The 12,368-nt window shown below is 44.8% G+C and carries 10 protein-coding genes and 2 tRNA genes; all 12 read right to left on the bottom strand.

Annotated elements, in window-relative coordinates; genetic code table 11:
* Positions 1-24: 24 nt before the first annotated feature.
* On the bottom strand, positions 25-930 hold the full coding sequence (gene nlpI / locus EXA13_RS10785; RefSeq protein WP_346346948.1) for a lipoprotein NlpI: 906 nt from the start codon (positions 928-930) through the stop codon (positions 25-27).
* A gap of 120 nt (positions 931-1,050) precedes the next feature.
* Entirely contained in the window at positions 1,051-3,189 is a 2,139-nt protein-coding gene (pnp, locus tag EXA13_RS10780; protein WP_238133183.1) for a polyribonucleotide nucleotidyltransferase, read from the bottom strand.
* Positions 3,190-3,471: 282 nt separating this feature from the next.
* The gene (gene rpsO, locus EXA13_RS10775; RefSeq protein ID WP_099610636.1) at positions 3,472-3,741 is read right to left on the bottom strand and encodes a 30S ribosomal protein S15; all 270 of its coding nucleotides are present in this window, start codon (positions 3,739-3,741) and stop codon (positions 3,472-3,474) included.
* Between the two features lie 115 nt (positions 3,742-3,856).
* Positions 3,857-4,807 (bottom strand): tRNA pseudouridine(55) synthase TruB, encoded by a 951-nt coding sequence (truB, locus tag EXA13_RS10770; protein ID WP_238124165.1) that lies wholly within the window; start codon positions 4,805-4,807, stop codon positions 3,857-3,859.
* Complete coding sequence (rbfA, locus tag EXA13_RS10765) at positions 4,807-5,202, bottom strand: 30S ribosome-binding factor RbfA (RefSeq protein ID WP_078926095.1); 396 nt, start codon at positions 5,200-5,202, stop codon at positions 4,807-4,809. The genes truB and rbfA overlap by 1 nt, the downstream gene beginning before the upstream one ends.
* A gap of 95 nt (positions 5,203-5,297) precedes the next feature.
* Positions 5,298-7,997, bottom strand: coding sequence for a translation initiation factor IF-2 (infB, locus tag EXA13_RS10760; RefSeq protein WP_238133182.1), 2,700 nt, complete (start codon positions 7,995-7,997; stop codon positions 5,298-5,300).
* A gap of 24 nt (positions 7,998-8,021) precedes the next feature.
* Entirely contained in the window at positions 8,022-9,509 is a 1,488-nt protein-coding gene (nusA, locus tag EXA13_RS10755) for a transcription termination factor NusA (RefSeq protein WP_238133181.1), read from the bottom strand.
* A 34-nt stretch (positions 9,510-9,543) separates the two neighbouring features.
* The gene (gene rimP, locus EXA13_RS10750; protein WP_238133180.1) at positions 9,544-9,999 is read right to left on the bottom strand and encodes a ribosome maturation factor RimP; all 456 of its coding nucleotides are present in this window, start codon (positions 9,997-9,999) and stop codon (positions 9,544-9,546) included.
* 205 nt (positions 10,000-10,204) lie between these two features.
* A tRNA-Met gene (locus EXA13_RS10745) sits at positions 10,205-10,281 on the bottom strand.
* Positions 10,282-10,338: 57 nt separating this feature from the next.
* A tRNA-Leu gene (locus tag EXA13_RS10740) sits at positions 10,339-10,422 on the bottom strand.
* A gap of 27 nt (positions 10,423-10,449) precedes the next feature.
* Positions 10,450-10,785, bottom strand: coding sequence for a preprotein translocase subunit SecG (gene secG, locus EXA13_RS10735; RefSeq protein ID WP_238133179.1), 336 nt, complete (start codon positions 10,783-10,785; stop codon positions 10,450-10,452).
* A 237-nt stretch (positions 10,786-11,022) separates the two neighbouring features.
* Positions 11,023-12,363: a phosphoglucosamine mutase gene (gene glmM, locus EXA13_RS10730; RefSeq protein ID WP_238133178.1), complete on the bottom strand. Its 1,341-nt coding sequence runs from the start codon at positions 12,361-12,363 to the stop codon at positions 11,023-11,025.
* Between the last annotated feature and the right edge of the window lie 5 nt (positions 12,364-12,368).

Raw genomic sequence — 12,368 nt, 5'->3', positions numbered from 1 at the left:
TAACCTATGATACCGCCTTTATTTTTATAAGGTTTTGTTTTGCGCCTTTGCTAATTGAGCTTCACGCAAATTTTGATAAATACGCCCAAGCTCAAGGAAAGAATAACGATGCTCGACATACTCATAGACATTAAAAGAGAGCGCAAGTTTATAGAGTGAGATCGCATGCGCATAATTTCCCTGCAATTGATAACGCTTACCTAGATAAAAATAGGTTTCCGTCAACTGCTGAGCCAATACCGTATTATCTCGGGTATTATTGAGCAAGATTTTAAACAATTGTTCTTCTGATACTTGATCAAGCATCAATCCAACCATCACCCACCCCCACTGCTCATCATGCTGTTGGTAGCGCGCAACCAACTCTTCTTTTGCTTGTTCTGGGTTGAGTTCACTATGAATAATATAAAACCACAGCGCTCGAAATGGATCATCAGGATCTTGTTGATAATGTTTGCTAATTTCATCAAAGGCAAGTTCGGCACGCTCTCCATAATAAAGCGCAATAGCACGATTGCGTACCGCATATTCATTACTCGGATCCAATTCCAAAGTAGAGTCAAACGCCTCATAAGCGGCATCAAATTCTCCAGCTTCGGTATAGTACACCCCAAGTAAGTTAAAAATATCAGGTTGAGCGGGATTGAGCGATAGTGATTGAGTAAAGTCTAGACGAGCAAGATCACGTAATCCCACACTGTCATAGCTATTACCTCGTTCAAAAAACATTTTTGCCCGAACCTCATCACTCAAATCCGTACGCTGTAATAATTGAGTTAAACGAGCAATTTGTACTTCTTGTTGTACACTGGCCTGTAACGGAATCGCCATCGGTGGATAAACCCACTGAGCTTGTTGAGATCCAGTAGAGACACATCCAGCAAGTAGCAAGAATGCCGCACTGACGAGAGCGGTTTGAAACCATTTCACAAATCCATACTCCTGTTATTTCGCATGGTTAATTAAAAAAGGGAGCGAATCACGCTCCCTTTATATCATGCTTTATCACCAAAAAGCGAAAACTGTTCTTTGGTAACAATGACTCAGCAATTATTCCGCAGTAGGTGCTGCATTTTCTTGTTGAGCCGCTTCTTCCGCTGGTTTCTCTACCGCTTCTTTCATGCTCAGACGAACACGGCCTTGACGGTCGATTTCCAGTACTTTCACTTGTACTTCTTGGCCTTCAGAAAGAACATCAGATACTTTTTCGATGCGCTTATCGGCAATTTGTGAAATATGGACTAAACCATCTTTACCTGGAAGTACCGTCACGAAAGCACCGAAATCAGCAAGACGAGCGACTTTACCTGTGTAGATTTTACCCACTTCAACTTCTGCGGTAATTTGTTCAATACGGCGAATGGCTTCTTTCGCTTGATCACCATCAGTTGCTGCAATCTTAATGGTACCGTCGTCTTCGATTTCAATGGTTGTACCCGTTTCTTCGGTCAGCATGCGGATAACCGCACCGCCTTTACCGATCACGTCTTTGATCTTTTCAGCGCTGATCTTCATCGTGTGAATACGAGGTGCAAATTCAGAGATATCATCACGAGCACCAGCAATCGCTTGATCCATCACAGAAAGAATATGCAAACGAGCCCCTTTCGCTTGGTTAAGCGCAATTTGCATGATCTCTTTGGTGATACCTTCAATCTTGATATCCATTTGCAGTGCAGTCACACCATTAGAGGTACCTGCAACTTTAAAGTCCATATCACCCAGGTGATCTTCATCACCTAGAATGTCAGAAAGTACGACAAAATCTTGCTCTTCTTTCACTAAGCCCATGGCAATACCTGCAACAGAGGCTTTAATTGGCACACCCGCATCCATCAGCGCAAGTGATGAACCACAAACCGAAGCCATGGAAGAAGAACCGTTTGACTCTGTAATTTCAGATACAACACGCACTGTGTATGGGAATTCATCAACCGATGGCATTACCGCCGCAATGCCACGCTTCGCTAAACGACCATGGCCAATTTCACGACGCTTCGGAGAACCAACAAATCCAGTTTCACCGACACAGTATGGAGGGAAGTTATAATGCAATAAGAAATGATCTTTCTTCTCACCGGTGAGTTCATCAATGATTTGAGCATCACGCTGAGTACCTAGCGTTGCAGTAACCAATGCCTGTGTTTCACCACGAGTAAAGAGTGCGCTACCGTGGGTACGAGGTAAAACCCCAGTACGCACATCCAGTGCACGAATCATGTCTTTTTCACGGCCATCGATACGTTTTTCACCGGCAATAATACGGCCACGTACCACTTTTTTCTCAAGAGAGCTCAGCATCTTCTTGATGTCCATAACATCAAGCGTGTCATCTTCTGCTAATAACGTATCAATCACATCAGACTTGATCTGACCCACTTGCTCATAACGCGCCATTTTTTCAGTAATTTGGTAAGCCTCAGTGAAACGAGCCTCAGCCAATAGCGCAATTTTTTCTTTCAGTGCGGTATTTTCTTCCGGAGCTTGCCATTCCCACGCTGGCGTTGCTACTTCAGCTGCAAACTCATTAATGGCATTAATCACCACTTGTTGTTGATCATGACCATAAACAACGGCAGCAAGCATTTCTTCTTCAGTCAGAATATCCGCTTCTGATTCCACCATCAGAACCGCACCTTCAGTACCAGCAACAACAAGATCAAGACGAGATTTATCTAGTTCTTTTGGACTTGGGTTTAACACCAATTGACCATCGATATGACCCACACGAGCAGAACCGATAGGGCCATTAAATGGAATACCAGAAATAGCCAAAGCGGCCGAAGTACCAATCATCGTAATGATATCAGGCTGAACATTCGGGTTAACAGAAACAACCGTGGCAATCACTTGAACTTCATTAGTAAAAGCATCTGGGAATAGCGGGCGAATTGGGCGGTCAATCAGACGAGCAATTAAAGTTTCGCTTTCAGAAGGGCGGCCTTCACGCTTAAAGAACCCTCCAGGGATTTTACCTGCTGCGTAAGTCCGCTCTTGGTAGTTCACGGTTAGTGGGAAAAAGTCTTGACCTTGTACCGCTTCTTTTTTACCTACAACGGAAACAAACACCGCGGTGTCATCCATTGTCGCCATCACAGCGGCGGTGGCCTGGCGTGCCATTACGCCAGTTTCTAAAGTAACGGTATGATTTCCATATTGGAATGTTTTTACTACTGGTTTTTCGAACATTGAGTTTTCCTTTTCTAGGGGGAACCTAGATAAATTAATCCACACTCAAAGCATTACCAATCGCGACTAGTAAAAAGAGATTCTATAACCCAAATCACTTTTTAATAGCCGCGACCTGCTGGCCGACTGGGGTGACTGTAATGCAGTGAGAGATAACAAAGCCAACACTGAATGTTGGACGGCGTGTAGTATAAACTACTTGAGTGGGGATATGCCAAATTTAGATAACAAAAAAGGGGCTAATGCCCCTTTTTTAAACAAACTGTACTATGCAGCCACTGATTAGCGACGTAGGCCTAGACGTTTGATTAGGTCTTGGTAGCGTCCTAGATCTTTACCTTTTAGGTAATCTAGAAGTTTACGACGGCTTGAAACCATGCGTAGCAGACCACGGCGGCTATGGTGATCGCCTTTGTGTTCTTTAAAGTGATCTTGTAAATGGTTGATAGAAGCAGTCAGTAGTGCTACTTGTACTTCTGGTGAACCAGTATCGCCTTCGCTACGTGCATATTCAGCAACGATTGCTGCTTTAGTTTCTGCATTCAGAGACATAATTCTCTCCTAAAGAGTTAAGTTAATCGTTGTGTCAGCCAATCTCTGATTCAGCCGACACGAGAAGCGCGAATTATAGTGAATAAAACCTATTCATACAAGCGCAAATATTGGCTTAGTGATTTTCAGCCTGAGGATAAACCACCAAACGTTTTGGTGCGATTTTCCCATCCGCATCAATGTGAGCAACACCGAGAAAACGTTTTTCGTCTCCCCCCGTCATTCGTACCATTCCTTCGCTTGGAGCACCAAATACTTGAACGGCCTGACCATGTTGCACCATATCCACCAATTCAGGAATCAGGTTTACTTCCGGTAAACTTTGTACTGCGGTATCCATTGGCAACAACAGTGCATCAAGTGATAAGTAGGGATCCCTTCCTTCTTGTTGAGCTTGTTCAACCAGTTGGCTAAGCTGTTCTAGTGTCACCATACTCTGCGCAGGGTAGTTCGCCACACCGATACGACGTAGCATCGTCACGTGCGCACCACACTCGAGCATTTCACCCAAATCATCAACAATGGTTCGGATATAAGTCCCTTTAGAACAATGTACTTCCAATTCCACTTCATCGCCTTCAAAACGGTGCAAAATAATCTCATAAACCTGTATTTTACGCGCTTCGCGTGGAACTTCGATACCTTGACGCGCATATTCGTAAAGCGGTCGACCTTGATATTTAAGCGCTGAAAACATCGAAGGCACTTGCTCCGTTTCACCGCGAAAACACTCAACCTTAGCCAGTAAGGTTTCTCTATCAACTTGAACCGGACGCGTTTCAACGACGTCACCATCCGAGTCTGAAGTATTAGTCCGCTCTCCCAATTTAGCAATAACGCGATAACGTTTATCCGAATCAAGCAAAAACTGAGAAAACTTGGTCGCTTCACCAAGACAGATAGGCAACATCCCCGTTGCCAAAGGATCCAACGCGCCGGTATGACCCGCTTTTTCGGCAAAATAAAGTCGTTTCACCTTTTGCAAAATATCGTTTGAAGAAATGCCTGTCGCTTTATCCAGTAGTAATACGCCGTTTATTGGACGACCTTTACGACGACGTGCCATTACTCTTCGTCCTCTCGACCTGCATCTTGTTGGCGACGTTTATCTTGGTTGACCACTTCCGTCACTAAGTTAGACATCCGCATCCCTTCCACCAACGTATTATCGTAATGGAAACGAATCTCAGGAGTCAGACGTAAACGGATACGTTTGCCCAACATCATTCGAATGTGCACTTCATGTTCACGTAATGCTTTTAGACACGATTCAGGTGTCTGCTCACCCACACACAAAAAAGTGACGAACACTTTGGCATAGGCTAAATCACGAGAGACTTCAACATCCGAAATGGTAACCATACCTAACCGTGAGTCACGGACTTCACGCTGTAGGATCATGGCTAATTCTTTTTGTAACTGCTGAGCCACACGTTGAGTTCGGCTAAATTCTTTTGGCATATTTTTCTCACTAGTAGAAAGAATGGGGGGATGGTTTCCCAGCCCCCCATGGTGTATTCAACAACCTAACATTACCGTTAATGCAATTTTAGTTGCTAGTCGATGGTACGCTGGATTTCAACCGTTTCGAAGACTTCGATCTGGTCACCCACGCGTACGTCGTTATAATTCTTAACGCCGATACCACATTCGTAACCATTCTTCACTTCAGCAACGTCATCTTTAAATCGACGTAATGATTCAAGCTCACCTTCGTAAATAACAACGTTATCACGTAGTACGCGAATCGGGCTATGACGTTTAATCACGCCTTCTGTCACCATACAGCCAGCGATAGCGCCCAGTTTTGGCGATTTAAACACATCACGAACTTCAGCAAGACCAATGATTTCTTGTTTAAATTCAGGAGCAAGCATACCGCTCATCGCTTGTTTCACTTCATCAATCAATTGATAAATGATTGAGTAGTAACGTAAGTCGATGTTTTCAGCTTCGATCGTACGGCGAGCCGAAGCATCAGCACGAACGTTAAAGCCAACAACGATAGCATTGGAAGCTGCAGCCAGAACCACATCAGTTTCAGTAATCCCACCCACACCAGAACCAACGATGTTAACTTTCACTTCATCTGTTGACAGTTTTCTGAGTGAATCGGCAATCGCTTCCACTGAACCTTGTACGTCAGCTTTCAGTACTACGTTCAATTCAGCTACATCACCCGCAGCCATATTTGAGAACATGTTCTCAAGTTTAGATTTCTGCTGACGAGCCAGTTTCACTTCGCGGAATTTACCTTGACGATAGTTGGCCACTTCACGGGCTTTACGCTCATCACGAACAACTGTCGCTTCATCACCGGCAGAAGGTACGCCAGATAGACCAAGAATTTCAACAGGGATAGATGGTCCTGCATGGTCAACTTCATTACCGACTTCATCACGCATCGCACGAACACGGCCATACTCTTGACCGCACAGTACGATGTCACCTTTGTTTAAAGTACCAGACTGAACCAGTACCGTTGCCACAGGGCCACGGCCTTTATCTAGGCGAGACTCAATAACCACACCGGATGCCATGCCATCTTTAACCGCGGTCAGTTCTAGCACTTCAGCTTGTAGCAAGATTGCTTCTAATAAGCCATCAATATTCGTCCCTTGTTTCGCTGAAATGTGGACGAACATGTTCTCACCGCCCCACTCTTCAGGAATGATATCGTACTGAGCAAGCTCATTTTTCACGTTATCTGGGTTAGCCGCTTCTTTGTCAATCTTGTTCACAGCAACAATCAGAGGAACACCCGCCGCTTTCGCGTGTTGAATAGCTTCAACCGTTTGAGGCATAACCCCATCATCCGCAGCAACCACTAAGACAACGATATCTGTCGCTTGAGCACCACGAGCACGCATTGACGTAAATGCAGCGTGTCCAGGAGTATCCAAGAAGGTAATCATACCGCTTGGTGTTTCTACGTGGTAAGCACCAATGTGCTGAGTAATACCACCGGCTTCAGCATCAGCAACGTGAGTACGACGAATATAGTCCAGTGTTGACGTTTTACCGTGGTCAACGTGGCCCATGATAGTCACAACTGGAGCACGAGAGACTTCTTCAAACTTATTGTCACGATCAGACAGAATCGCTTCTTCTAGCTCGTTTTCTTTACGAAGAATGACTTTGTGACCCATCTCTTCCGCAACTAACTGAGCGGTTTCTTGGTCTATCACTTGGTTAATGGTCGCCATCGCGCCCATCTTCATCATCACTTTGATGACTTCCGTTGACTTCACAGACATCTTATTGGCTAATTCAGAAACCACGATCGTTTCACCAATAACAACATCGGATTTCGCAACAACTGCACTCTTATCAAAGCCATGTTGCATAGAGGTAGGTTTGTTGATGCGACCTTTACGGCCAGCTTTACCACCGCGAGGACGAGAATTACGCTCTTGTTTATCATCACGAGAAGACATTTTCGTCTTTTTCGCTTTCGCTGCACGACGAGCACCTTCTTCACGACGGTCTGCTTCATCTTCCGCTTCACGAGCATAATGTGAAGTGGTTAGATGGTAATCTGTATCTTCTTGCATAGCACCTGTTTTCTCTTCTTCAGCAGACCAACGCTCTTTATTTTTTTCGGCCAATTCGCGCGCTATTTCAAGCTGACGCTGACTTTCCTCTTCAGCCTTACGCTTCGCCTCTTCTTCCTGGCGACGTTTCAATTCCTCGGCCTCTTTTCGCGCTGCTTCTTGCTTTAATTTATCTTGTGCAGAACGCTCACGTTTCGCCTTCTGCTCTGGCGTATCACGTTTTGCATTTTCTTGTGCTTCACGTTTCGCCTTCTCTTGTGCTTCACGCTGGGCTTTTTCTTGCGCTTCGCGTGCTGCTTTCTCTTCAGCTTCACGTTTCAACGCTTCTTCTGCCTCACGTTTTGCATTTTCTTCCGCTTCACGCTTCGCTGCTTCTTCGGCTTCACGTTTCGCTTCATCTTCGATTGCACTGCGCTTAACATACGTCCGTTTTTTGCGCACTTCAACCTGAACATTCTTACTTTTACCGCCACCCGCATTTACACTCAGTGTACTACGGGTTTTACGCTGGAGTGTTAAGCGAGTCGGTTCAGAACCATCACCATGTTCTTTACGTAAATGAGCAAGAAGCTTTTGCTTCTCATCTTCAGTCACGCTATCTGAACTCGCTTTTGTCATACCAGCATCAGCAAGTTGTTCTAATAAGCGGTCAACTGGCGTACCAATTTCTTCACTCAGTGCTCTAACTGTAAGTTGTGTCATGCCGCTTCCTCCCCTTGCTGAAACTTATGCGTCTTCGCCAAACCAACAAATGTTGCGAGCCGCCATAATCAATTCGCCCGCACGTTCTTCGGTTAGGCCTTCAATACCTTCGAGATCGTCGATGCCTTGGTCTGCGAGATCTTCCAGTGTTGCCACTCCCTTCGCTGCCAATTTGAATGCCATTTCACGCTCTAAACCTTGCAGAGATAATAGATCATCTGCAGGCTCAAGCCCTTCAAATGATTCTTCTTGGGCTAGAGCGATGGTGGTTAAAGCATCTTTTGCACGAGTTCGTAATTCTTCGATGAGATCTTCATCTAATCCATCAATTTCCAGTAACTCGTTAACTGGGACGTAAGCTATCTCTTCTAACGTAGAGAAGCCTTCTTCTACTAACATTTCAGCAAAATCTTGCTCAATATCGAGATACTTCATGAAGTTTTCGATTGAAGCCATAGACTCTTCTTGATGTTTTTTCTGTAAATCTGCAACCGTCATTACGTTCAGTTCCCAACCTGTTAGCTGAGAAGCAAGACGTACGTTCTGCCCGTTACGACCAATCGCTTGAGCAAGGTTATCGGCTTCAACCGCAATATCCATAGCATGGGCATCTTCGTCAACAATGATCGATGCAACATCCGCCGGTGCCATTGCGTTGATAACAAATTGAGCAGGGTTATCATCCCAAAGCACAATATCAATACGCTCACCGCCCAGTTCACCAGATACAGCTTGAACGCGAGCGCCACGCATACCGACACAAGCACCAACTGGGTCGATACGTTTGTCGTTTGTTTTCACCGCAATTTTCGCACGCGAACCGGGATCACGCGCCGCACCTTTCAGTTCAATAAGCTCTTCGCCAATCTCAGGCACTTCCACGCGGAAGAGTTCTGCCAGCATTTCAGGCTTAGAACGAGTGATAAATAGTTGGAAACCACGCGCTTCAGGGGCAACTTTGTAAAGTAACCCACGAACACGGTCACCCGAACGGAAGTTCTCACGTGGTAGTTGGTCTTCACGCAAAATGACCGCTTCCGCATTATTACCTAAATCAAGGATAACGGTGTCACGATTAACTTTTTTTACTACTCCCGTCACCAGTTCACCTTCATTATCGATGAACTGCTCTACGATTTGTGCGCGTTCTGCTTCACGAACTTTCTGTACGATAACTTGTTTCGCCGTTTGAGTTGTGATCCGGTCAAAGGTTACAGACTCAATTTGATCTTCAATGTAGTCGCCCAATTTTACCGTTTCATCATCATAACTTGCCGCATCAAAAGAGATTTCTTTTGTTGGGTTTTCAACTTCGTCAACCACTAACCAACGGCGAAAAGTTTCAAATTCACCCGTTTTACGGTCGATAGCAACACGAACATCAATTTCAATTTCATGTTTTTTCTTGGTTGATGTCGCCAGCGCAACTTCTAACGCTTCAAAAATACGCTCACGAGGGACCGCTTTCTCATTCGAAACCGCCTCAACAACCGCTAAAATTTCTTTACTCATGTTATAGCCTCTTAAGCTCTTTTCTCTAGCAGAACTAAAATTTAGGGATAAGGTTAGCTTTGGCAATGTTGCTGAGAGCGAAATGCTCTTCTTGACCATCAACCATTATATGGATTGTTTCACCTTCTGTAGCGTGAATTTGTCCTTTCCATTTACGACGGTTGCCCACCGCCATTTTTAAAACAATGCTGACCTCGTGACCAATAAACTGCTCATAATGTGCTGCTTTAAAGAGTGGTCTTTCTAAGCCAGGGGATGAAACTTCAAGGTTATAAGCAACCGTAATTGGATCTTCAACATCCAATACAGCACTCACTTGATGACTCACTTCTGCACAGTCATCGACGGTAATGCCGTTTTCATGATCAATGTAGATACGTAATGTTGAATGCTCACCAGCACGTACGAACTCTAATCCAACTAGCTCATAACCTGATGCCACAACTGGAGCTTCAAGCATTTCAGTAAGTTGTCTTTCTAAACCTGTCATTTAAACCACTCCAGAAACAAAAAAAGGGCATAGAGCCCAATTTAAATTCCAAGCAAGCACCTGAATTTACGTAATGAAATTCAGATAACAAAAAACCCCGATAGTCGGGTTTTTTTGTTGCTGGACCCAGATAAATTGAGAATTCCTTCTCAATTGCAGTGAGGTTGACACTGCCAAACTTGCATCCATAGCGACGATAGCTAAATGGTTGCGGGGGCCGGATTTGAACCGACGACCTTCGGGTTATGAGCCCGACGAGCTACCAAGCTGCTCCACCCCGCGTCCGACTTGTAAGCAATTATACGCTTTACAAGGTATGATTTACAAGTTTGTAAATAATGGTGCCGAGAGAGGGACTCGAACCCTCACACCTAAGGCGCTAGCACCTCATGCTAGTGTGTCTACCAATTTCACCATCTCGGCATAACCTGAACTTACCTTAACGATAAGTTATTGAGGAATTTCATCACCAGATTTGGCAGGAACTTCACTCACTGTATCATTAGCTTGCTCAACAACCTGACCTTGCAATGGGTCAACCCATTGAGATTCAGTCTTGTGAGTAGACATATTGCCTAACACTAAGCTAATAACAAAAAATACTGTTGCAAAAATTGCAGTCATTCGGGTTAGGAAACTACCTGAGCCGCTCGCGCCAAACACTGTGTTTGAAGCACCAGCACCGAAAGAGGCTCCCATATCTGCGCCTTTACCTTGCTGAATCAATACGAGGCCAATTATACCAACCGCTGCCAACAGGTAAATCACAAGTAGAACGCTAAACATGACTTCCACCTATGTTCCAAATTGTTGAGCCAGCGCCGTTCAATCATTCGACTTAAACAAGGCTAGCGACCTCCTCACTGAAGGCGGACGCAATACTAACGAATGCGAGTTTCGCTGACAAGAGGTATTTATTAAAAAATCCTTTTTTATCAATCAAACGGTCAAAAAAGGCTCAAAGTTTCCTTAAAAGAGAAAAATCCCCCATCACGGTCAATCTGTTGATGGGGTAAATTTATATTAACAGTTCGCTTTTACTGCTTCTGCAATATGTAGTGCAGAAGATTGTACCAATTCAGCGTCCTCGCCTTCCACCATCACGCGGATAAGGGGTTCAGTTCCAGATTTACGCAGTAAGACCCGCCCCTTGTCCCCGAGTTGAGACTCAACGTCTTTTACCGCATTAAGCACGGCACCAGATTCAAGTGGATTACTATCTCCGTTAAAACGTACATTTTCAAGAACTTGAGGATACAGTGTCATGCCTTGTGCCAAGTCATGTAATGACATGTCACTGCCAACCACAGAAGCAAGAACTTGTAAGGCTGCCACAATGGCATCCCCTGTTGTCACTTTATCTAGTAAAATGACATGGCCTGAATTCTCTGCGCCGATTTTCCACCCTTTTTCCAGTAGTTTTTCCATTACATAGCGATCGCCAACTGCGGCGCGCAAAAAAGGAATCCCTAATTGTTTGAGGCCATTTTCCATGCCAAGGTTAGTCATTAAGGTACCAACAACCCCACCTTTTAACTCTCCTCGCCGCAATGCATCTCGTGCAATGATATAAGCAATTTGGTCACCATCAATTTTATAGCCTAAATGATCAACCATGATGATTCGGTCACCATCACCATCAAAAGCAAGCCCAAGGTCGGCTTGTTCTTCTACCACCCGTTTTTGTAAAGCTCGAATATCGGTAGCGCCCACTTGATCATTGATATTTAGACCATTCGGTTCCGTCCCCATGGGAATGACATCCGCACCTAATTCTTTAAATACGTTCGGGGCGATGTGGTAAGTGGCACCATGTGCGCAATCCACCACGATTTTTAAGCCAGCAAGGCTTAATTCGGATGGGAAGGTGCTTTTACAAAATTCAATATAGCGTCCAGCTGCATCAACTAAACGCGTCGCTTTACCTAACTCGGCTGATTCCACGCATTCAAGTGGTTTATCCAATTCAGCCTCAATGGCCAGCTCCAATTCATCGGGTAACTTCGTCCCCGCTGAAGAGAAAAACTTAATGCCATTATCATAATAAGGGTTATGTGAAGCAGAAATAACGATTCCCGCTTCTGCACGAAAAGTCTGGGTTAAATAAGCAACCGCAGGAGTAGGCATTGGCCCAGTAAAAATCGCTTTTAAACCTGCCGCAGCGAGCCCTGCTTCTAGCGCTGACTCAAGCATATAGCCAGAAATTCGCGTATCTTTACCGATAATAACTTTTTTTGTGCCCTGTTGTGCTAGCACACGCCCCGCCGCCCAGCCAAGCTTTAATACAAAATCTGGAGTAATTGGATATTGTCCAACCTTACCTCGCACCCCGTCAGTACCAAAATAACGTCGTGTCTCAGACATGATAA

Source organism: Vibrio cincinnatiensis, assembly GCF_022113815.1.
Classification (GTDB): Bacteria; Pseudomonadota; Gammaproteobacteria; order Enterobacterales; family Vibrionaceae; genus Vibrio; species Vibrio cincinnatiensis_A.
Note: the sequence above shows the minus strand (reverse complement) of the source record. Positions and strands in the feature narration are given on the sequence as shown.